The 21,191-nt window shown below is 68.5% G+C and carries 21 protein-coding genes and 3 tRNA genes; 14 read left to right on the top strand and 10 right to left on the bottom strand.

Features of this window, described 5'->3' with window-relative positions:
* The first annotated feature begins 117 nt into the window (after positions 1-117).
* From recJ to ACODSY_RS08930, 8 genes are all read left to right on the top strand, one after another.
* Positions 118-1,914: a single-stranded-DNA-specific exonuclease RecJ gene (recJ, locus tag ACODSY_RS08965; protein ID WP_488951367.1), complete on the top strand. Its 1,797-nt coding sequence runs from the start codon at positions 118-120 to the stop codon at positions 1,912-1,914.
* A 62-nt stretch (positions 1,915-1,976) separates the two neighbouring features.
* Positions 1,977-2,051 (top strand) — tRNA-Glu (locus ACODSY_RS08960).
* A 145-nt stretch (positions 2,052-2,196) separates the two neighbouring features.
* Entirely contained in the window at positions 2,197-2,772 is a 576-nt protein-coding gene (locus ACODSY_RS08955) for a cold-shock protein (RefSeq protein WP_488951366.1), read from the top strand.
* A gap of 81 nt (positions 2,773-2,853) precedes the next feature.
* On the top strand, positions 2,854-3,309 hold the full coding sequence (locus ACODSY_RS08950) for a DUF192 domain-containing protein (protein ID WP_488951365.1): 456 nt from the start codon (positions 2,854-2,856) through the stop codon (positions 3,307-3,309).
* Positions 3,302-3,727 (top strand): PaaI family thioesterase, encoded by a 426-nt coding sequence (locus tag ACODSY_RS08945; RefSeq protein WP_488951364.1) that lies wholly within the window; start codon positions 3,302-3,304, stop codon positions 3,725-3,727. The genes ACODSY_RS08950 and ACODSY_RS08945 overlap by 8 nt, the downstream gene beginning before the upstream one ends.
* Positions 3,728-3,775: 48 nt before the next feature.
* Positions 3,776-3,852, top strand: a tRNA-Pro gene (locus tag ACODSY_RS08940).
* A 31-nt stretch (positions 3,853-3,883) separates the two neighbouring features.
* A complete protein-coding gene (locus ACODSY_RS08935) occupies positions 3,884-4,192 on the top strand; it encodes an ETC complex I subunit (protein WP_488951363.1) in 309 nt (102 codons plus the stop codon).
* 14 nt (positions 4,193-4,206) lie between these two features.
* A tRNA-Arg gene (locus tag ACODSY_RS08930) sits at positions 4,207-4,283 on the top strand.
* A 5-nt stretch (positions 4,284-4,288) separates the two neighbouring features.
* Here ACODSY_RS08930 and ACODSY_RS08925 read toward each other — a convergent pair.
* The gene (locus ACODSY_RS08925) at positions 4,289-4,891 is read right to left on the bottom strand and encodes an LmrA/YxaF family transcription factor (RefSeq protein WP_488951362.1); all 603 of its coding nucleotides are present in this window, start codon (positions 4,889-4,891) and stop codon (positions 4,289-4,291) included.
* 102 nt (positions 4,892-4,993) lie between these two features.
* On the opposite strand from ACODSY_RS08925, the gene ACODSY_RS08920 reads away from it, so the two are divergent.
* On the top strand, positions 4,994-5,758 hold the full coding sequence (locus ACODSY_RS08920) for an NIPSNAP family protein (protein ID WP_488951361.1): 765 nt from the start codon (positions 4,994-4,996) through the stop codon (positions 5,756-5,758).
* Here ACODSY_RS08920 and ACODSY_RS08915 read toward each other — a convergent pair.
* Positions 5,755-6,228: a DUF6882 domain-containing protein gene (locus tag ACODSY_RS08915; protein ID WP_488951360.1), complete on the bottom strand. Its 474-nt coding sequence runs from the start codon at positions 6,226-6,228 to the stop codon at positions 5,755-5,757. The two genes, ACODSY_RS08920 and ACODSY_RS08915, sit on opposite strands and share 4 nt — an antisense overlap.
* Positions 6,229-6,309: 81 nt before the next feature.
* On the opposite strand from ACODSY_RS08915, the gene ACODSY_RS08910 reads away from it, so the two are divergent.
* Complete coding sequence (locus tag ACODSY_RS08910; RefSeq protein ID WP_488951359.1) at positions 6,310-7,095, top strand: pseudouridine synthase; 786 nt, start codon at positions 6,310-6,312, stop codon at positions 7,093-7,095.
* Here the strand turns inward: ACODSY_RS08910 and ACODSY_RS08905 are convergent.
* Genes ACODSY_RS08905 through metC form a run of 3 tightly spaced genes read right to left on the bottom strand, consistent with a single transcriptional unit; the run spans position 7,058 to position 10,140 of the window.
* Entirely contained in the window at positions 7,058-7,915 is an 858-nt protein-coding gene (locus tag ACODSY_RS08905; protein WP_488951358.1) for a kinase, read from the bottom strand. The genes ACODSY_RS08910 and ACODSY_RS08905 overlap by 38 nt on opposite strands.
* Before the next feature lie 19 nt (positions 7,916-7,934).
* On the bottom strand, positions 7,935-8,927 hold the full coding sequence (locus ACODSY_RS08900) for an SDR family oxidoreductase (protein WP_488951357.1): 993 nt from the start codon (positions 8,925-8,927) through the stop codon (positions 7,935-7,937).
* A gap of 55 nt (positions 8,928-8,982) precedes the next feature.
* Positions 8,983-10,140, bottom strand: a complete 1,158-nt coding sequence (metC, locus tag ACODSY_RS08895) for a cystathionine beta-lyase (protein ID WP_488951356.1) — start codon at positions 10,138-10,140, stop codon at positions 8,983-8,985.
* A gap of 83 nt (positions 10,141-10,223) precedes the next feature.
* Between metC and ACODSY_RS08890 the strand changes: the two genes are divergently transcribed.
* Positions 10,224-11,327 (top strand): amino acid ABC transporter substrate-binding protein, encoded by a 1,104-nt coding sequence (locus ACODSY_RS08890; protein ID WP_488951355.1) that lies wholly within the window; start codon positions 10,224-10,226, stop codon positions 11,325-11,327.
* A gap of 9 nt (positions 11,328-11,336) precedes the next feature.
* Here ACODSY_RS08890 and ACODSY_RS08885 read toward each other — a convergent pair whose 3' ends face one another.
* The 4 genes from ACODSY_RS08885 to ACODSY_RS08870 form a co-directional block, all read right to left on the bottom strand.
* Positions 11,337-11,732, bottom strand: coding sequence for a GNAT family N-acetyltransferase (locus tag ACODSY_RS08885; RefSeq protein WP_488951354.1), 396 nt, complete (start codon positions 11,730-11,732; stop codon positions 11,337-11,339).
* A gap of 105 nt (positions 11,733-11,837) precedes the next feature.
* A complete protein-coding gene (sseA, locus tag ACODSY_RS08880; protein WP_488951353.1) occupies positions 11,838-12,680 on the bottom strand; it encodes a 3-mercaptopyruvate sulfurtransferase in 843 nt (280 codons plus the stop codon).
* Complete coding sequence (locus tag ACODSY_RS08875; RefSeq protein ID WP_488951352.1) at positions 12,668-13,669, bottom strand: cysteine synthase A; 1,002 nt, start codon at positions 13,667-13,669, stop codon at positions 12,668-12,670. The genes sseA and ACODSY_RS08875 overlap by 13 nt, the downstream gene beginning before the upstream one ends.
* Positions 13,670-13,714: 45 nt before the next feature.
* On the bottom strand, positions 13,715-14,929 hold the full coding sequence (locus ACODSY_RS08870; RefSeq protein ID WP_488951351.1) for a class I SAM-dependent methyltransferase: 1,215 nt from the start codon (positions 14,927-14,929) through the stop codon (positions 13,715-13,717).
* A 162-nt stretch (positions 14,930-15,091) separates the two neighbouring features.
* Between ACODSY_RS08870 and kdsA the strand changes: the two genes are divergently transcribed.
* The gene (kdsA, locus tag ACODSY_RS08865) at positions 15,092-15,943 is read left to right on the top strand and encodes a 3-deoxy-8-phosphooctulonate synthase (protein WP_488951350.1); all 852 of its coding nucleotides are present in this window, start codon (positions 15,092-15,094) and stop codon (positions 15,941-15,943) included.
* A 215-nt stretch (positions 15,944-16,158) separates the two neighbouring features.
* Positions 16,159-17,289: a hypothetical protein gene (locus ACODSY_RS08860; protein WP_488951349.1), complete on the top strand. Its 1,131-nt coding sequence runs from the start codon at positions 16,159-16,161 to the stop codon at positions 17,287-17,289.
* A gap of 120 nt (positions 17,290-17,409) precedes the next feature.
* On the opposite strand, the gene ACODSY_RS08855 is transcribed toward ACODSY_RS08860, so the two are convergent.
* Positions 17,410-19,479 (bottom strand): DUF4238 domain-containing protein, encoded by a 2,070-nt coding sequence (locus ACODSY_RS08855; RefSeq protein ID WP_488951348.1) that lies wholly within the window; start codon positions 19,477-19,479, stop codon positions 17,410-17,412.
* Positions 19,480-19,699: 220 nt separating this feature from the next.
* Between ACODSY_RS08855 and rfaE2 the strand changes: the two genes are divergently transcribed.
* The gene (gene rfaE2 / locus ACODSY_RS08850; protein ID WP_488951347.1) at positions 19,700-21,178 is read left to right on the top strand and encodes a D-glycero-beta-D-manno-heptose 1-phosphate adenylyltransferase; all 1,479 of its coding nucleotides are present in this window, start codon (positions 19,700-19,702) and stop codon (positions 21,176-21,178) included.
* Positions 21,179-21,191 lie beyond the last annotated feature (13 nt).

The raw sequence follows: 21,191 nt of genomic DNA, 5'->3' as shown, positions 1-21,191 counted from the left end.
GCGGCGTCTTCGTCTCTGCACGTCCGCTTTTGTCGGAGGACGCGGCTAGGGCGATTGGTCACTGGCGACTCGTGGGGCAGGGGCCGATAGTGCCCCCTTGCGACGGAGCGGAGACGGATGGCGGACGGCAACGCGCCGGTAGGATTCCTGGGGGTCACGCGATCCCTGAGCGGTCGACTATGGCGCCAGCGCGCGGCGGATCCCGAGGTCACACGCCGCCATCAGCTGAACCACGCGCTTTCCGAGCCGCTGGCGCGCGCACTGGCGTCGCGCGGCGTGACGGTCGAGGCCGGCGCCGACTTCCTCAATCCGACCCTGAAGGCGCTGTTTCCGGACCCGTCGTCGTTCGCCGACATGGACCGCGCGGCCGCGATCCTGGTGGACGCCCTGGAGGCGAAACGTCGTGTCGTCGTCTTCGCCGACTACGATGTGGACGGCGCGTCGTCGGCCTCCCTGGTCGTGCGGTGGTTCCGAGCCATGGGGCTGGAGCTGTCGATCTATGTTCCCGACCGGATCAACGAGGGGTACGGCCCGTCGCCTGCCGCCTTCCGCCGCCTGAAGGCCGAAGGCGCCGAACTGGTCGTCACCGTGGACTGTGGCGCCGCGGCGCATGACGCCCTGGCCTGCGCAGCCGAGATCGGCCTTCCAGTCGTGGTGATCGACCACCACCTGATGCGGCCGGGAGAGATGCCCGCGGTGGCGGCGCTGGTGAATCCGAATCGACCCGATTGCGCTTCGGGGCAAGGACATCTCGCGGCGGCGGGGGTGGCCTTCGTCCTGCTTGCCGCCCTCAATCGCGAGGCGCGCCGGCGCGGCCTGTTCAGCGGTGCTGAGCCGGACCTGCGGGCCTGGCTGGACCTGGCGGCCATGGGCGCCGTCTGCGACGTCACCCAACTCACCGGCTTCAACCGCGCCCTGGCGGCCCAGGGGCTCAAGGTGATGTCCGCCTGGGGCAACCCGGGTCTCAAGGCGCTGATGGAGGTGGCCAAGGCCCAGGGACCGGCCTCGGTCTTCCATGTCGGCTTCCTGCTCGGGCCGCGCATCAACGCCGGCGGCCGCATCGGCCGGTCGGACCTGGGCGCGCGCCTGCTGTCGACCGACGATCCGGCGGAGGCGGCCAGTCTCGCCGCCGAGCTCGACGAACTCAACGCCTCGCGCAAGCAGGTGGAGGCCGAGGTGCAGGAGGCGGCCGTCCGCCATATCGAGCGCGAGAGCAATCAGGCCGACGCGCCGTGCCTGGTGGTGGCCGACGACGGTTGGCACCCTGGTGTGATCGGCATCGTCGCAGGGCGCCTGCGCGAGCGGTACCGCAAGCCGGTGATCGTCATCGGCATCGACCGGCCGGCGGGCGTGGGCAAGGGCTCGGGCCGTTCGCAGCCGGGCGTGAACCTGGGCCGTGCGGTACAGGCCGCCTATGAGGAAGGGCTGCTGCTGGCGGGCGGCGGCCACGCCATGGCGGCGGGCCTCTCAGTGCGGCCCGACACGATCCCAGAACTGAGGGCCTTCCTCTGCGAGCGGATGGCGGTGGAGGCCGGGATCGCGGCGGCCGAGGATGGCCTGGAGATCGACGCCCTCGTGACCGCCCGTGGCGCCGACCGCGCTCTGTGGAGCGAATTCCAGCGCCTGGCCCCGTTCGGGCCCGGGAACCCGGAGCCGACGTTCGCCGCCGGCGACGTGCGAATCGAGCGCCCCATGGCCCTGCGCGGCGGACACGTCCGCTGCACCCTGACCGACGGTTCGGGCGGCCGACTCAAGGCCGTCGCCTGGCGGGTCGAGGACACCGAGGCGGGGCGCCGCCTCCTGCAGGAAGGGGGCGCGGTCCACGTCGCCGGCCGCCTCAAACCCGACGACTGGCAGGGGCGGGAAGGGGTGGAACTCGAGATCGAAGACGTGGCCGATCCGCGTCGCACATAAGGTGTCGCAGGCCGCTTGCGCCCCCAAAGGAAGGTCGCTATAGAGCCGCCTCTCGCGCACGCGGTCCCTTCGTCTATCGGTTAGGACGCCAGGTTTTCAACCTGGAGAGAGGGGTTCGACTCCCCTAGGGACTGCCACGCGGAATTCTCCTGTCAGGTATGGGCGCTTGCAGCGCACGGATTCGCGGAACGCGAATCACCATTGACGGCGGATATGTTACAAGAACAGTGTTATAGTCGGCTCCGATCCAATGTGTCGGGAGGGTAGCGGGCCGAGGGGCGAATGGCTGGTTACGAATTCGAGCAGATCGATGCGCCGCCGCCGGTGCGGATCTCAGGTCGCGTGAAGTGGTTCGACGCGGGCAAGGGCTACGGCTTCATTGTTCCGGACGATCCAAGTCTTACCGACCTCAAGGATGTGTTGCTCCACGTCACCAGCCTCAGGACCTCGGGCCGTGAAAGCTGCCTCGAAGGCTCGATGATCACCTGCGACGTGGTCCGCCGTCCCAAGGGCTGGCAGGTGGCTGAGGTGGTGCTGGTCGACGAAAGCTCCGCGACACCCGTGGAACGCCGCCCCGACGCCGTCCGCACGCGCCCCGAGGGTCTAAGCCGTCCGCCGCGCCGGCTATTGCAGGCCACCGGCCCACTCGAAGAGGCCAAGGTGAAGTGGTTCAACCGCGCCAAGGGCTACGGCTTCGTGGTGCGCGACAACGAACCGGGCGACATCTTCGTCCACATCGAGACGCTGCGGCGGTCGGGCATGGAAGACCTCCAGCCGGGCGAGGCGGTCATGGTTCGGTTCGCCGAGGGTCCCAAGGGGCTTGTGGTCGCCGAGATCGAGGCGTCTAACGTCGCCTAGGGACGACGCGTTTCGGAGCTGACCTTCGTGTTGCATGACTTGATGGGGCGAACCCTCGCGGGCGCGCTTGCGCTCAGCTTGTTGGCGACCGTCCCAGCCCTCGCCCAGTTGCCGCGCCAGGACCCCAAGTCCTGCAAGGGCCAGCCCGAGATCAAGCCGCTCGAGCCGCTGCAGATTCGCACCGACAAGGGCGTGCAGTCGTTCCAGGTGGAGATCGCCGACAGTGACATGGAGCGCGAGTACGGGCTGATGTGCCGCAGGAGCCTGGCGGCGGATCGCGGCATGCTGTTCCTGTTCCCTCGCGCCGGGCCGCAGATGTTCTGGATGCGGAACACGCTGATCCCGCTCGACATCATCTACATCGGAGAGAACGGCCGCGTGGTGTCGATCAGCCGCAACGTCCAGCCGCTGGACGAGAGCGGCGCGCCGTCGGCCGGCCCTGCCAAGTTCGTGCTGGAACTCGCCGCTGGCCGCGCCGCGCAGATCGGCCTCCTGCCGGGCGACAGGGTGCTGCACAGGGCCCTGCCGCGTGGCTGAGGAGATCCCCGAGCCGCCGGCCGGCTTTGTCCGCTCGCAGGGGCGCGGCCAGTTCTCGACCCACAACGGGCCGTACTTCCATCGGGTCACCGAGGGCAGCGAGCTCGTGGAGCAGGCGTTCTACGCCCTGCCGCGGCACGTGAACGGCATCGGCCTGGTGCACGGCGGCATGCTGTCGGCCTTCACTGATGGCCTGCTGGCCATGGCGGTAGGGCGGGGCACGCAGAAGGTGGCCGTTACCATCCACCTCTCGATCGACTTCCTGCACATGGCCCGCCAGGGTGACTGGATCATCGGCGAGGCGAAGATGAGCCGCGCCACCAAGGATGTGGCCTTCGCGGATGGACGCCTGCACGCGCGCGGCGTGGACATTGTCCGGGCGTCGGGCGTCTTCAAGGTCATGAGCCGGCACGGTTAGGTTTGCTCAAACGGCGAAACGCCCATATTGACGGGCCTCCGGCGCCCTCGGGGCGTAGCGCAGCCTGGTAGCGCATCTGCTTTGGGAGCAGAGGGTCGGGAGTTCGAATCTCTCCGCCCCGACCACGCCGGCGAACTTTTGAGGGTCTAAACGAGCATGCTCGCGCGCATCTTCCGTCCATCCAAGACCGCCATGCAGTCGGGTCGCGCCAAGGCCGCCGCCTGGGTGCTGGAATTCGAGCCGAAGGACGCGCGGCGTCCCGACCCGCTGATGGGCTGGACGGTCACCAGCGATACGGAATCGAGCCAGGTGCGCCTGAGCTTCGACACCAAGGAAGAGGCGGTCCGCTACGCCGAAGCGCACGGCATCGCCTTCCAACTGATCGACCCCGCGCCGGCGAAGCGGATCATCAAGGCCTACGCCGACAACTTCGCGTTCGGCAGACGCATTCCCTGGACGCACTAAGGTTCGGCCCCCGAGCGCCCGTAGCTCAACCGGATAGAGCATCCGCCTTCTAAGCGGACGGTTGCAGGTTCGAGTCCTGCCGGGCGCGCCAACCGGCTAAGCCGCGACCATCAACCTCCGCAGGTGATCGGCGCAGGCGACCAGCGCGGCGGGCGTCTGCTCAGCCTTGGCGATAGACATGGCCCCGGAAAATAGCGCCACCACGACGTCGGCGAAGGCCTCGGGGCTGGGCTGGGCAAAGGCCGCGCCGTCGGTCGCCAGCCGTTCGGCGATCGCCTGGCGCCACGCTGTGTACTCGGCTGCCAGGGCCCCGCGAACGTCCTCGTCTGCCAGCGACAGCTCCAATGCGAGGTTGCCCAGCGGACACCCGGTCACCGAGCCCTTGGCTGCGATATAGGCGACCGTGTCGTCGAACACCTTCAGGATGCCGCCAGCGACGGTCGGGGCGCGGCGCACGGTCTCGATCCAGGTAGACGCCACCTCGGCGGAGACGCGCTCCGAGATCACGGCCAGGGCCAAGGCCTTCTTGGATGGGAAGTGGTGGTGCAGCGCGCCGCCTGTCACGCCGGCGTGCCGGACCACGTCGTGAACGCTCGTGCCCGCATAGCCCGCCGTCTGGAAGAGCTCGGCGGCGACGTCGAGCACCCGGCTCCGAAGCCCGGCGGGATCGTTGGTGCGGCGGGCGGGCTTGCGCGGCATGGCGTCCTTGCTCGGCTCTTGATAGCAGCGTTGACAAAACCGGACAACCGGTCTGTTTGTTGGTGATTGGGAGGCTGCGTGATGCTGGGCAGAAGAACGATCATGACTGGACTCGCCGCACTGGCCGCTGCGCCGACCGCGGTGGCCGAAACGGCAACGCCGCATGGAGTGCTGGAACTTCGCCAGTACAAGATCTTACCGGGCCGTCGCGACGACATGATCGCGCTGTTCGAGCGCGAGTTCGTGGAAAGCCAGGAGGCCCTCGGCATGCGGCTCGTGGGCCAGTTCCGCGATCTGGACGACCCGAACCGCTTCACCTGGCTGCGCAGCTTCACCGACATGGCGGCGCGGGAGAAGCAGCTCAACGCCTTCTACTTCGGCCCCGTCTGGCAGGCCCATCGCGGCGAGGCCAATCCGCTGCTCGAAGACAATGACAACGTCCTCCTGCTCAGGCCCGCGACCCTGGCGCTGGCCTTCGCGCCACCCGTCCGGCCACGCGGGGAGGGGCCGTCGGGCGTGATCGTGGCGACGATCCACTACCTCTGGAAGGATCCCGCGGAGGGCTTCGACAGGTTCTTCGTTGAGCGCATGACGCCCGAGTTGATGGCGGTGGGCCTGCCAGTGCTGGCGGCCTATACGGCCGAGAACGCCCCCAACACCTTCCCGCGGTTGCCGGTGCGGCAGAACGAGAAGGTCTTCGTCTGGTTCACCCGCGCCACGAGCGTCGCCGCCCACGCCGCCGCGCACCGTCGCCTCAGGGCGCGCCCGACCTGGCGAAGCGGCGTCGCGCCCGCGCTCGCGGACTACGAAGAACGCGAAGCGCAGGTGCTGCGACTGGCGCCCACGCCGCGTTCGGCGCTGCGTTAGGGCCTTGGCCGCGGCGGTATCGCGCCGCGGATCGTCGGTTGATGAAAAGTCATGAACGTATAGGTGCTCCCAGAGGGACCGCGGTATGCGCCCGATGCCTCGGCCACGTGGCATGCCAGGGCCGTGAACTGCCAAGCTTCGTGCTCGGTGCAGTGGATCATTCGCTGCGCGAGGCGGAACAGGCCGTGCCGCTGGCCAAAGTCGCGGACGAGGCGGGCATCACGCGCAAGGGCCTCATCGACCGAGGGGTGATCCCATGCCCAAAGCCATGATCCATCCTGCGAATCGTAAGTGCCGATGACCTGCAGTGGCGCGACCACCAGCAGCCCGGGACTGCTGAAGCTCAGCACGCCTTCCTCCAGGTCCGCGTGCCAACGTTCCGTCGATCCGAAGCCCCAGGCGTCGATGTGGGACTGGGTCTTGAGCTCGAGGTGTTCCAGGCTTCGGGCCAGTATCGCCTCGACATCCATGGCCTCCCCCATCCGCAGTCCCTCCCCACGCATCTCGCGCGACAACTGTAGCTGTAGCCCGGACGCGTGTAAGGACCACGGATGTCCTGGACCAAGACCTATGACGAGGCCGAGCCCCAGCGGGTGAACAAATGGCTGGCGCAGAGCGGCGTCTGTTCGCGGCGCGAGGCCGAGGCGCTGATCGGTGAGGGCCTGGTCTATATCGACGGGGAGCGTGTCGACGACGCCGGCCGCAAGATCCAGCCCGGCCAGACCCTGACCCTGACCGACAAGGCGGAGGGGCGCCTCGAAGGCTTCACCGCCGTTCTGAACAAGCCGACCGGCTATGTCTCGGGCCAGCCGGAGCCCGGCTATACGCCGGCCGTGCGCTTGCTGACCCGCAACGCGCTCGAGGGCGAGAGCCCGCTCATCCCCGATGCGAAGATGAGTCTGCCGCCGCTGGGACGCCTCGACCTGGACAGCCACGGCCTGCTGATTCTTTCCAACGACGGGGTGCTGGCGAAGGCCGTGATCGGGCCGCAGTCCGAACTCGACAAGGAATACGTCGTGCGCGTCGCCGGTCGGGTCGACGAGCCCACGCTGGCGAGACTGCGCCATGGCCTGGAGCTCGATGGCCGGAAGCTACGGCCCGCCAAGGTCGACGTGATCCAGGGACAGGTGCTGCGCTTCGTGCTCACCGAAGGCCGCAACCGCCAGATCCGGCGGATGTGCGAGCTGGTGGGCCTGCGGGTCATGGACCTGAAGCGCGTCCGCATCGGGCCGCTGGAGTTGGGCGAGCTGCCCGAGGGCAGGTGGCGGCTGCTCACCGCGGCCGAGCGCGAGGCGATGATCAGGTCGTCAAAGGGACCGGCGTCCGGTCCGGCCTGAGGGGGACGACCCAGTCCGCGCGGGCCGGCATCTCCTCCAGGATCCAGCGGGTGAGCCGCTCGTAGTACTGGATGAACTGGCCCACTTCGGCGTCGGACATGCCGCGCCCCGTGCGCGCGCGCAGCTTCTGCTCCTGTTCCGTCCGCCAGGCGCGAACAACTTCGAAGCCGGGGGCCTGCAACAGCACAAGCCGGTCGAGGCGACCGAACAGCGCCTGATAGCTCTCCGTCAGCGCCCGGTTGACGTAGCTGCGCCAAGCCGCGGTGGGGTCGTCGCGTCGTTCCAGAGCATTGATAGGCGCCTTCAAGCGCGTCACGGGTTCAGGCCGCGCGCCCACGCACCAGCCTTCGAGGATGACCACGTCAACGGGCCCCTCGACCGTGCGCCAGCGGCTCTTCGGCTGGCGCTCGTCGGCGGACTTGTCGAACGCCGGCAGCGGCGTCGTCCCGCGCGCGCGCAGGTGATCCAGCACCGTGCAGGCCAGGGCCACGTCGTGGGTGCCCGGGGGACCACGCACATTCAGGAGCCGATGCACGCGCCCGGCCAGCCATCTCCTCGCGTCGCGGCCGAGGTAGAAGTCGTCCAACGAGATCGCTACGACGTTCAGGCCGTGGTGGTTCAGGTACTTGGCCGTCGTTGCGGCGATCGTCGACTTGCCGGACCCCTGGACGCCGCAGAGGCCGATGACCGCCGTACGGCCGAAGTCGGCGCGCCAGTCCACCGCCCGGTCGGCCAGCGGCTTGCAGACCTCTTCGAACGCCAGCCGGAAGCTCTCCGGCAGACGCTCCTCGGCCATGAAATCGGCCAGCCAATCGTCCAAGCGATCCCCGTCCGAGAGCCTAATAGCCGCCGATGATCGGCAGGATCTCTCCGGTGATGTAGCTTGAGGTCTGCGGCGACGCCAGGAAGACGAAGGCGGGGGCAATCTCCTCCGGCTGCGCAGGGCGGCCCATCGGCGTCTTGCCGCCGAACTGCTGGAGGTCTTCGCCCGTCTTGTCGGCGGGATTCAGCGGCGTCCAGACCGGGCCCGGCGCCACGGCGTTCACCCGCACGCCCTTCTTGATCAACGATCCCGCCAGCGAGCGCGTGAAGGCGTGGATGCCGCCCTTGGTCATGGAATAGTCCAGCAGTTCCTTCGCCCCCTCCAGGCCGGTGACCGATCCGGTGTTGATGATCGCGGAGCCGGGCTTGAGGTGGGGAGCGGCCGCCTTGGCCATGTTGAAGTAGCCATAGAGGTTGGTCTTCAGCGTGCGGTCGAAGTGCTCGTAGGTGAGATCCTCGATGGACTTGGTGTGCTCCTGGAAGGCGGCGTTGTTCACCAGGATATCCAGCCCGCCCAGCGCCTCCAGCGTCTTCGCCACCGCCGCTTCGGCGTATTCCGGGTCGGCGACATCCCCCGGAATGAGGATCGCCTTGCGGCCCTCCTTCTCGACTGCGGCCTTGGTCTGCTTGGCGTCCTCGTCCTCCTCCAGGTACGCGATGGCGACGTCGCAGCCCTCGCGGGCGAAGAGGACGGCGACAGCGCGGCCGATGCCGCTGTCGGCGCCGGTGATCAGGGCCACCTTGTCCTTGAGCTTTTCCGAGCCCTTGTAGAACGGCGCGTCCCACATCGGCTTCAAGGTGAGGTCGGCTTCGAGGCCAGGCTTCTCGAGGTGTTTGCCCGGCAGCGGCGGCACGGGGTATTCGCGTGCGCCGGTCTGCGGCGGGGTCTCGTCCTTGCTTTTCGGCTCGAAGGAGCGCGCCTCCTTCGCGTCGACCTCGTCCTGGATCTTGCGCTCCTCGTCCGCGACGCGTTCGGCGCGCGACTCGAAGCCTTGCTGCGTATTGGCCATGGCCGGTCCCTTTCGTGCTCGCCGAGCAAGCGCCGGGGGACCGGGGAGGTTCCGGTCAGGCTCCTTTGAAGGCGTCCAGGCCGCGACGGAGGTCGGCGATCAAGTCGTCCGGGCTTTCCAGGCCGACATGCAGGCGCATGAGCGGCCCGCCGTAGTCCGTGGCGAACCGCCGGACCTTGAGCTGAGGATCGCACGAGATCGCCAGGCTTTCGAACCCGCCCCAGGAGAAGCCCAGGCCGAACAGTTTCAAGCGATCCAGGAAGGCGTTCACGGCCGCTTCCGGCGCGGGTCGCAGGACGAACCCGAACAGGCCGCAGCCGCCGATGAAGTCACGCTTCCACACTTCGTGGTCGGGCGCGCCGGGGAGGGCGGGGTGCAGCACCTCGACCACCTCCGGTTGCGCGCGCAGCCATGCGGCGACCGTCAGGGCGCTGGCTCCGTGGCGAGCCATTCGCGTGGGGAGGGTGCGCAGGCCGCGCAGCATGGCGTAGGCATCTTCCCCCGAGACCGCCCATCCCATGTGGTGGACCCCGTCGCCCAGTTTGCGGACCAGCGCCGGATCGCGGGCCGCGGCCGAGCCCATGAACACGTCAGAGTGGCCGCCCACGTACTTGGTTAGGGCTTGGATCGAGATGTCCACGCCGTGAGCCAGCGGCTTGAACAGCAGGCCGGCCGCCCAGGTATTGTCGATGGCGGTGAGAATGCCCCGCCCTCTGGCCAGCTCGGCGATGCGGGGCACGTCCTGCATCTCGAACGAGAGCGAACCGGGGCTTTCGAGCAGGATCATCCGCACGGCGTCGGACGCCGTGTCCACCAGGGTCTCGGGCGCCGTCCGCGGATCGAAGTAGGTGATGTCCACGCCGAAGCGCTTCAGCACCTGGTCGCAGAAGCGGCGGACGGGCTTGTAGACGTTGTCGACGACCAGGAGCTCGTCGCCCGCCTTCAGCAGCGCCATCATCGTTCCGGAAATGGCCGCGATGCCTGAGGGGTAGAGCGAGACGCCGACAGCTCCCTCCAGCACCGCCAGGCCTTCCTGCAGCGCGACCTGCGCGGACAGCCCGGCCCGACCATAGGTGAGATAGTTCGCGTCGTCGTACAGCGCCTGCGCGCTGGGCAGGAGAACGGTCGAGCCCTTCTGGATCGGCGGGCCAACGGTCTTGGCCAAGGGACCGATGGTGTTGCCGACGTGGATCAGGCGGGTTTCGTCCGACATGCGGGCTTGCGGGTCCTGGCGACGCTGGCGAAAGTGCCAGGGCTCTTAGAGCCCCAAGCTATTCTGCGTTTCAAGGAGCAGTGATGATCCGGCGCCTCACGGCGATTGCGGCGATGATGGCGCTTCTCGGCGCCTGCAGCGGCCCGCAGCCCGAAGCCAAGGCTCCGGCGAAGGCTCCGGCCCCGAAGGCGGTGGCCGCGCCTCCGGGCGCCTATGAAGCCGCCAAGAGCCCCACCCTGGAGGCGGTCCGAAAGCGTGGTTATGTCGCCTGTGGCGTCCACGCCGGCTTGCCGGGCTTCGCGCTCAAGGACGCCCGGGGCGAGTGGCGGGGCTTCGACGTGGACATCTGCCGCGCCGTCGCCGTCGCCACCCTGGGCGATTCCGCGAAGGTGCGCTTCACCGTCATCGGGGCCCAGGACCGCTTCGGCGCATTGCGAAAGGGCGCGATCGACATCCTGTCGCGGAACACGTCCGAGACGTTCGCGCGCGACGCGGGCCTGGGCGTCACGTTCCCGGTGATCACCTACTATGACGGCCAGGGCTTCCTGACCCGGCGCGCGATGCAACTGACCAGCGCGGAGGAATTGAACGGCGCGCGCGTTTGCGTCCAGGAGGGCACCGCGAGCGCCGGCAACCTGGCGGACTACTTCCGGGTCCGCGGGATGCGGTACCGCCCCGTCATGGCGGCGTCCGAGGAACAGGCGCGCGGCATGTACGAGAACGAGAACTGCGACGTGTTCACCGCCGACATCTCGGCGCTGGCGGCGTCGAGGTCATTGCTCGCGAATCCCAACGGCCACGTGATCCTCCCCGACGTGATCTCCAAGGAGCCCCTGGGACCGGTCGTGCGGCGCGACGACCCTGTCTGGGCCGAGATCGTGCGCTGGACCTTCTACGCCACGCTGCTGGGCGAGGAGCTGGGCCTGAGTTCGCGGACCGTTGAACAGGCGCGCGAGACGGCCACCGATCCCGAGACGCGACGCCTGCTGGGTGTCGAGGGCGACCTGGGCGCGCTGCTGGGCCTGAAGGCGGATTGGGCCTTCCAGGTCATCCTCCAGGTCGGCGCCTATCACGAGATCTTCCGTCGCGACCTCGGCCAGGATTCCGCGCTGCGGCTGGACCGTGGCCTCAACGCCCTGTGGAACGCTCCGGCGTCCGGCCTGATGTACGCGCCGCCGATGCGGTGAGGCCGCAGCCTATAGGTCCATGACCATGGCGCAGCGGTTCGCGAGGCCCTTGGCCGCCTCGTAGGTCAACATCTGGCGTATGCTGGCGGGCGCTTCGGTGGGATCCCACTCGCGAAAGCCGAAGGACGCATAGAAGGGCGCGTTCCAGGGCACGTCGCGGAAGGTGGTCAGGCTCAGCCGGCTGAGGCCTGCAGCCCGGGCGTGATCGGCGGCCGTCTGGAGGAGGCGCCGCCCAACGCCCCGGCCCTGGTGGGCGCGCAGGACATCCACCTCGTCGATGTGAAGGCGGTCGTGCTGGACGCTGGCGGCGAGGTAGCCGATCGGCGTCCCATCCGCCTCGGCGATCCAAAGCGTGCCGGCGTCGAGATGCGGGCGCCAGGCGTCCGCCGGAGACGCGTCGGTCAACAGCCAGGCCGGGACGTCGCGCCCTTCGAAGGCGGCGGCGGCCGACGTCTCGATGGCGGGGATAAGGGCGAGGTCGGCGTCTCGGGCAGGGCGTATCTCGATGGATCAGGCTCCGGTGACTACGGCGGTGTCGGCGCGTCCGCCCCACTCGGTCCACGAGCCATCGTAGACCGCCACGTCGAAGCGGCCCAAGCGCGCCAAGGCCAGGGCCAGGACCGAAGCGGTGACGCCCGATCCGCAGGTGGTGACGATCGGTCGGCCCAGATCGACGTGACCGAACGCAGCCTGCAACTCGGACGCCGATTTCAGCGTCCCGTCGGGGTTCACCACCTGGTCGAACGGAAGGTTCAGCGCGCCCGGCATGTGCCCCGAGCGCAGGCTGGCGCGGGGCTCCGGCGCCTCGCCGCGGAAGCGGCCGGCCGAGCGGGCGTCGACGACCTGCGCCGATCCGGCGCCGAGAATGTCCGTCACCGCGTCCAGGTCCTTCACGAGCGCCATGTCGGGGGCCGGGGCGACGGTGACCGGGACGGGCGCATGCGGCTCGGTCTCGACCGGGCGGCCCTCGGCGCGCCATTTCTTCAGCCCGCCGTCCAGCACGAAGACGTTCGGGTAGCCCATCACCCGCAGCGTCCACCACACCCGCGGGGCGGAGTAGATGCCGTGGGCGTCGTAGACGACGATGGTGGCGTCACGCGCCAGGCCCAGGGCGCCGGCGTCGCGGGCGAAGGCCTCGGCCGTCGGCAGCATGTGCGGCAGGTCGACCGTGGTGTCGGCGATGGCGTTGATGTCGAAGAACACCGCGCCGGGGATGTGGCCCGCCAGGTAGCTGTCGCGGCCGTGGCCGGGCTGGCCCACGAGGGGGAGGGTGGCGTCGACGACGCGAAGGTCCGGGTCGCCCAGCCGGTCGGCCAGCCAGGCGGTGGAGACGAGGGGGTCTATTCCAGCCATGTGGGGACGGGCAGGCCCTTCTCCCGCAGGAACGGCGGGTTGAAGATCTTGGACTGATAGCGCTGGCCGTGGTCGCACAGCATGGTGACGATGGTGTGGCCCGGGCCCAGGTCCTGGGCCATGCGGATGGCGCCGGCGACGTTGATCCCGGTCGAGCCGCCCATGACCAGGCCCTCGAACTCCATCAGGTCGAAGATGGCGAGCAGCATCTCCTCGTCCGAGATGCGATAGGCGCGATCTACAACAAGACCCTCCAGGTTGGCGGTGATGCGGCCCTGGCCGATACCCTCACTGATTGAGCCGCCTTCGGATTTCAACTCACCGTCGGTGTAGTAGCTGTAGAGCGCCGCGCCGTGGGGGTCGGCCAGGCCGATCTTCACCTTCGGATTGCGCGCCCGCAGCGCCTGGGCGACGCCGGCCAGGGTGCCGCCCGAGCCCACCGCGCTGATGAAGGCGTCGACCTTGCCGTCGGTCTGGGCCCAGATCTCGGGGCCCGTGCCGTGGACATGAGCCTCGCGGTTGGCGACGTTGTCGAACTGGTTGGCCCAGACGGCGCCGTTCGGCTCCTTCGCATCAAATTCGGCGGCCAAGCGGCCGGAAATCTTGATGTAATTGTTCTCGTTGGAATAGGGGACCGCGTCCACCTCGACCAGCTCGGCTCCGAACAGGCGGATGGCGTCCTTCTTCTCCTGGCTCTGGGTGCGCGGGATGACGATGGTGCACTTGTAGCCCAGCGCCTTGCCGACCATGGCCAGGCCGATCCCGGTGTTGCCCGCCGTGCCCTCGACGATCCGGCCGCCCGGCCGCAGCAGGCCCTTCCGCTCGGCGTCGCGGATGATGTAGAGCGCCGCGCGATCCTTCACCGACTGGCCCGGGTTCATGAACTCGGCCTTGGCGAGGATCTCGCACCCGGTCATCTCGCTGGCGCGGCGCAGCCGCAGGAGCGGCGTGTTGCCGATGAGGTCGAGGATGGACTGCGCGACTTGCATGGCCTGCTACTTAGGCAAGCCGGGCATCGGCGAACAGGGGGCCGCTCAAGCTTTGATGAGGCTGAGCTGGACGACGTCGGTCCGTTTCGTGCGGAAGCCGGCCTCGCAGTAGCTCAGATAGAACCGCCAGAGCTTGCGGAACCGCTCGTCGAACCCGAGGTGGGTGATCTCGTCCCAGGCCGCCTCGAACCGGCGCAGCCACTCGGCCAGGGTGTCGGCATAGTGGACCCCGAACCGCGAGACCTGGCCCCACGAGAGGCCGGCCCTGTCGGTCACCAGCTTCAGCCGCTCTTCCGAGGGCAGCATGCCGCCGGGGAAGATGTACTTCTGGATGAAGTCGGGCGTGCGCTTGTAGTGCTCGAAATATTCGTCGCGGATCGTGATGATCTGCAGCCCGGCCTGGCCGCCCGGCTTCAGGCTGTCGCGCACCTTGCCGAAATAGGTGGGCCAGTAGCGTTCGCCCACCGCCTCGAACATCTCGATGGACGCCACCCGGTCGAACCGGCCGTCCACGTCGCGATAGTCGACGAGGCGGATCTCGGCCTTCTCGTTCAGGCCCTCGCGGAACATGCGCTCCTGGGCGAACTTGAACTGCTCCTGCGAGATCGTGATGGCCGTCACCTTGGCGCCGACCTCCTTGGCCGCGAACTCGGCGAACCCGCCCCAGCCGCAGCCGATCTCCAGCACGTGGTGTCCCGGCGCCAGGTCCATGCTCTCGCACAGCGTGCGGTACTTGCGGTTCTGGGCGTCCGGCAGCGGCTCGCCCGGCCGCGCGAAGCGGGCGGCCGAATAGGTCATCGTCGGGTCGAGCCAGCGCGAATAGAAGGCGTTCCCCAGGTCGTAGTGGGCGTGGATGTTCTTCTTCGACCCCGACCGGCTGTTGTTCCGGCCCAGCAGGTGCTCCAGCACGTTCAGCGCCGCCATGAACGGGTTGCCGAACGACACCTTCTCGAAGCGCGCGTAGTTCGACGCCAGCACCTCCAGCAGCACCGGCAGGTCGGGGGTGTCCCACTCCCCGGCCATGTAGCCTTCGCCGAAGCCGATGGTCCCGTTCGAGATCGTGCGCTTGATGAAGTCGTAGTCGTGGACGACCAGCCGCGCCTCGGGGCCCGGCTCCACGCCCTCCAGACGCAGCTCGCGGCCGTCCGGCAGCACGAAGGTCATCACACCCCAACGCCAGTTCCGGATGATCGTCTTCGCCGCTGTGCGGAACACCAGCGGTGTTCCTGAAAGGTCCGTCACCGCCGAACCTCCGACCATTCTCACGCCCCCATACCCACGCCGAGGATAGCACCGACGGCTGCGCGCGCTATCGGTCGTCGGACGGATACGGTCAAGACGGCGATCGGGACGCACGGAAATGCGCTTGAGATGATCGGCGGGGCAGGCGACTAGAGCGCCGAACTGTATCCAAGGAGCCCCATGGCCGCCCTGACGCTCGATCGCTGGAACCTGTCCATCGGCGACGGCTACCCGCTGGTGGTGATCGCCGGCCTGAACGTGTTCGAAGACCTCGACATGGCCCTGGACGTCGGCCGCCGCCTGAAGGCGATCTGCGCCGACCTGGGGCTGCCCTATGTGTTCAAGGCCAGTTTCGACAAGGCGAACCGCTCGTCGATTCGCAGCTATCGCGGTCCGGGCCTGGCGAAGGGCCTGGAGATGCTGGCCGCCGTGAAGGCCGAGCTGAACGTCCCGATCTGCACCGACCTGCACGAGGCGGACCAGGCCGAGCCGGTCGCCGCGGTGGCCGAGCTGGTCCAGATCCCGGCCTTCCTCTGCCGCCAGACCGACCTCGTGGTGGCGACCGCGCGCGCCACCGCGGCGGCCGGCGGGCTGCTGCATGTGAAGAAGGGCCAGTTCCTGGCGCCCTGGGACGCGCGGGCCATCGTCGACAAGATCCGCGAGGCGACGCCGGGCCAGGAGCTCACCATCCTCTGCGAGCGCGGCGTCTCGTTCGGCTACAACAACCTGGTCGTCGACATGCTGGGCATCGAGCGGATGAAGGAGCTGGGCGTGCCGGTCACCATCGACGCCACCCACGCCGTCCAGCTTCCGGGCGCCGACCCGCGCAGCAACAGCGTCGCCACCGGCGGCCGCCGCGAGGGCGTGCCGGTGATCGCGCGCGCCGCGGTGGCCGCCGGCGCCGACGGCGTCTTCCTGGAGTTCCACCCAGACCCCGACCGCGCCCTGTGCGACGGCCCCAGCGCCCTGCCGCTGACGGCCGCCGAGGGCCTGCTGAAGCAGCTCAAGGCGATCCGCGAGGTGGTGGGGTAGGTCCCGAGGTCAGTGGCCGCTTCGGCCGAGCTCGGACAATCAAGACATAGTCCGCTTGCGGCGAGATCGCGCCAGAAGGCGACGATCGCCCCGCAGCTTGAAGCAGACATTCCGCAACACCCCGATCACCATGCTGTCGAACCGCCAGCCCGGCAAGAACTCGCCGTCGCTGGGCAATGAGACTAGAATTCCGCGGACGAGGGAGACTCCTGTCGATGCCCGCGCCGATGAGAGTGTTTTACTATTCTGATTTCCTTCCGCCTGAGCGGACGCTGAAAAAGGCGATCCTGTTCTTCGACGAATTCCATCTCATGGATCGGCCGTCGCTGAAGATCACCGACAAGAGCGGCCTCATAGGCGCGGCTTCCCCGATGCGGTCCTTTGAGCAGTCATTTCGGGAGGGCGGCTTCCCGATCTACGTGCATGCGCAACCGCGGGATTCGGTGGATGCAAGAATCCGCATGGCCTCAGACTTGGGCGACCTGGCCTATCTGGACACATTCCAGACAGGTCTCCGAACCTCGGCCCGGTTCGCCGAACTGATGGTGCCGCCGGGCCAGTATCCGGGGGGCATTGACGCTGCGACCCTTCGCCAACGGCTTGCATCCGTCGACTTCAAAGCATCGTCCGCAGGCCTATGCCCTGCGGATATCATTGAGGAAACATCCACGCAGCCGTTCGACGTTTCGACGCCCTTCGGCCAAGCGAAGGACCTTGCCCGGCTCGCGGCAAGTTGCTCAATCAGGATGAACTTTCTCACTCTGTACGCCGATAGCTTGGGGATGGTGCCGCTCGCCGACGCGAGGCCGCTGCAACAGCTCATGAATCGGACCTACGGCAATGCCGCCACCGCGGCCTCATCTCGAGTGATCGATCTTAGCTTCGCAACATTCGATCGGTTAGTGCCTGATGAGACCGTGGAGCGGCTAGGCATCGAGGACGTGCTTAACTATCGGCGTCTCTCGGAAGGTGAACGGCAGGACTTCCTCGGTCAGCTCACATTGATAGCTAACCGCGCAGGATCAATACCGCCGAGCGCGGACTATCCCGCGGCGATAGATCGCCTAGTAGAAGCCGAGTTGGTTCCCGCAGCGCGAGCATTCGAGAACAAGCTTGCCGCCATCACTGACAAGTTTCTGGGAGCGCTCGCCAAGGGCGCGATGGTTGGGGCCGCCGGGTTAAGCGGCACGACGACGATCCTGGGCACGGCGACGCTCTCAGCGGTGCTCCCTGCCGCGATCGTGGGCGGTGCCGCGTTCCTCGGTAAGGAACTCGTAGACGCGGCTGTAGCGCGACGAGCGGCGACGAGGGAGTCTGCAGTGTCTTACCTGCTGGATTTGGGTTGAGGCCGGCGTAGCGAGTCGGTTGTCGTCCGCGGCAGAACGATCGCGCGTTCCTGGGGCCCGCCCAGCGCCAGCAGATGACCTTGGGAGCAGGCCGCGGAGCTGACGTTCCGACTATCTCGGCTAGCTGTCGATGGGCTGAAACACCTCGGGCGCGACGAGCCAGGTTCCGCCGTCGTCCATCCGCTTAGGGAAGAGATTCAGGGCCCACAGGATGCGCTCGGTGTGCCGATGGAGCGCCAGGAACGGCGCGCGCGACTGCCAGCTTCCGGGCGTGTCCCAGAAGTCGGTCAGGTCGACGTTGAAGACCGGGAACCAGCCGCTCAGGCCCACCTTGGCCAGCCGCTCGTGGAGGTCTGCATCATCGGCCAGGACATCTTGGTCGAGGCCCGTCCTGTGGCCGGCGAGATGGGCGGCGGCCACGAGGATGGCGCTCGAACAGGCCAGGGCGGCCGCGTAGTAGGCCTCGAGGTCGTCGCCGGGCGACAGGGTCTCGATGATCGGGCCCAGGACGCTCGGCGCCCGTTCGATCGCATCGATCAGCGCCTCCCGGTAGCGCGCCTCGAACTTCGCCTCCGATCCGAAGCCTGCGCTCTGTAGCGCGGCGTGGAAGGCGAAGGCCGCCAGCATCGCCGGTATGGTCAGGCGGTGCGTGTGCAGGTCGTCGCTGGATTCGAGCAGGAAGCCGGGCAGCGCCTGATCGATGCGCCGCGCGGCGCTGACCTCCGCGAGCTGATGGGCGATCACGTGCAGCGCCGTCGGCACGTCGTCCGGTTCATCGTCGTCGGCCAGCGCCCAGCCGATGTCGGAGTCGATGTAGGTCCTGGAATACAGCTTCCCATCGCGGACGATGACCGGCGAGGCCGCGCTCAGGTCCTGCGGCAGCACGTCGAGGGTGTACGGCGGGAGCCGCGGGTCACCTCGGTCCAGCGAGATGAGGGCCATTTGCGGCACGGAGGCGAAGGTTACCCCGAGCAGCCGGTCGAGCGCCAGGTGCGGACTGAGCCGGGCGATCAAGGCCTGGGTGCGGGCGATGGCTCGGGCACTGTATTCGAGATCGCCAAACGACGCCTCCACCTCGCAGAGGCGCGGCGGCTCCGTCGGCGGCGCCACGCGGGCCGGCGCGGACGGCTGGCGCCCTTCGAACTCGCGCATGACCTTGTCGACGAGGTCGGCGCGGAATGGGGCGGTGATGGCGCCGATGCGGCCCTTCAGCGCCTCCATGTCCGACCGGCGGACATGGGCGACGAAGAAGTGGTCGCTGGACGCCGCCGCAGCACCATTGAAGTCCGCCAGGTTCGGCCAATCGCCATCCGGCGGTGCGGCCACGAGAAGCCGATCCGCGGCCAGCGGGAACGCGACGCCGGCCGTATCGGTCCGGTCGCAGAGCATGAAGGGGCGCAGCTCGCCGGCGCCGGTCACGCCGAGAGCCACGCAGTCGGGAAGGATGCAGCCGCCCTCGGGCGCAGCCTCGATCCGCCAGCGGTAGCTGTCTAAGAAGTCGACCCGTGCCTGCCCGGCGAGATCCTCGGCCAACATCTTCCGGTGCCCCTCCGCAGCCTGCGCCGGCGCCTGGGCGATGAGGGTCCGAAGAGCGTCTTCCACAAGCGCGGCCTGCGGGGTGAAGAGCGCGTCGTACCCCTCGCGCGCCTGCACATAGGCCATCGCCACGAGCATATCGTCTGGGACATCGTGCATGCGGGCCCGCCGCGGATTCGCGCAGATCTCCGGTAGGGCGCGGTCGCGAAACACCTCCGTGGGTTCCGGCCCCTCCAACCCAGCCAAGCTGCGGATGACCTCGGGCCTGTTGAAGTGATCGCTCGCCCGCTGGAAAAGGTCGCTCACGGTGTCGCCCATGAAGTGGCGGAACCCTGGCACGCGCCGGGTCAGGTGCGAGACGACCTCGGAGGCGTCCTCCGCTGGCGCGGTTTCGCCGATATCCAGGCGGCGAAGGCCCATGAGCAGGGTGGCGAGGCGGTCTTCGTAGCGCGTGATGGCGTCGTCGAGCGTCGGACGGCCGTCGGGCGATGGCGCGGAGTAGAAATCGTTCTGCGCTGCGACGCCAACGATGTTGGGCTCGAAGATGCGGCCCTCACGACGCGCCACCCAGACGTAGGTCCGTGCCTCGTCACCCCTGGAGCGGAAGGCCCGAAGAAGCATGCGCGGAATGAAGTGTTGATTGCGCCCAGACATCTGCTTCGAACACCTTGAGTCGGCAGCAGAGCCTACCGCGGCCAAGCTTCGACGGTGAGCAGACCTTCCGAACAGTCACCTGCCGAAGCCGCCCCCGTCGCGCAACTCCGCTCGCCCCCCCCCCCCCTCGGCGGGCATCGGCCGGTCCGCTCGTAGGGTCGTGGGGGTTGCGGCCGAGTCCGCTTGACCCGCCCGACAACGCGCCGCACAGGCTAGCGCCATGGATCTGGCCGCTCTCCAGCACCTGCTCGGTGATCTTCCCGGCAAGCGGGTCGCCTGTGTCGGCGACCTGATGGTCGATCGGTTCGTCTATGGCAGCGTGACCCGGGTTTCGCCCGAGGCGCCGATCCCGGTGCTGGCGCGCCAGCGTGAGCTGAAGATGCTGGGCGGCGCCGGCAACGTCGCGCGCAACATCGCGGCGCTGGGCGGTTCGGTTGCGTTGGTCGGCCTGGTGGGCGGCGACGCCGAGGGGCACGACGCCTCGCGCCTGGTGGGCGAGGAGGAGCCGGCCATCGAGGGCTACCTGGTCACCGATCCCGAGCGGCCGACCACGCTCAAGACCCGCTTCGTCTCGGGCGGCCAGCAGCTGTTGCGCGTCGATCTGGAGGAGAGCCGCCCGGTGACGGGCGACGTCGAGCAGCGGCTGATCCGCACGATCAAGGACGCCGCCCAGGGCGCGGGGGTCATCCTGATCTCGGACTACGGCAAGGGGGTGGTCACCGACGCGGTGATCGCCGCCGCCCACGACGCGGCCGCCGAGACGGGCGCCAAGGTGATCGTCGATTCCAAGGCCCGGTCGTTCGCCCGCTATGGCGACATCGACCTGGTGAAGCCGAACGCGTCCGAGCTGTCGTACGCCACCGACATGCCCACCGAGACCGACGCCCAGCTGGAGGCGGCGATCGCCCGGGCGCTCGAGCTGTGGTCGACCAAGGGCGTGCTGGTGACCCGCGCCGCCAAGGGCGTGTCGCTGGGCCTGCGCGGCCAGGCGGTCCGGCATTTTCGCACCACGCCGCGCGAGGTGTTCGATGCCTCCGGGGCAGGGGACACCGCCTTGGCCGCCCTGGGGCTCTCGATCGCGGCGGGCGCCACGCTGGACGAGGCCATCGGCTTCGCGCAGCTCGCCTCGGGCGTGGCGGTGGGCAAGGCGGGGACGGCTACGGTGAGCCCGGACGAACTGGTCGAGGCCGTGCTGTCGGCCCATACGGCCGTCGCCGAGGGCAAGGTCGCGACGCTCCAGCGGCTGGGCGAGGAAGTGGCGCGCTGGCGCGCGCAGGGGCTGAAGGTGGGCTTCACCAACGGCTGCTTCGACATCCTGCACAAGGGCCACGTGGCCTATCTGGCGCAGGCCCGGACCTGGTGCGACCGCCTGATCGTCGGGGTGAACTCCGACGGCTCGGTGCGTGAGCTAAAGGGCGAGGGGCGGCCGGTGAACGACCTGGAGAGCCGGGCGCTGGTGCTGGCCGGCCTGCGCAGCGTCGACCTGGTGGCGCCCTTCGAGGAGCTGACGCCCATCCGGCTGATCGAGGCGGCGCGGCCGGACGTGCTGATCAAGGGCGCCGACTATTCCGAGGACCAGGTGGTCGGCGGCGACCTGGTGAAGTCTTGGGGCGGCGAGGTGAAGCTGGCCGAGATCGTCGACGGCTATTCGACGACGGCGGCCATCGCCCGCATGGCCAAGAAGGAGCAGAGCGCATGACGGGGTCCTTCGC

This window comes from Phenylobacterium sp. FG114 (genome assembly GCF_057809855.1).
The sequence above is the reverse complement of the archived record's forward strand: the minus strand, read 5'-3'. Positions and strand labels throughout refer to the sequence as shown.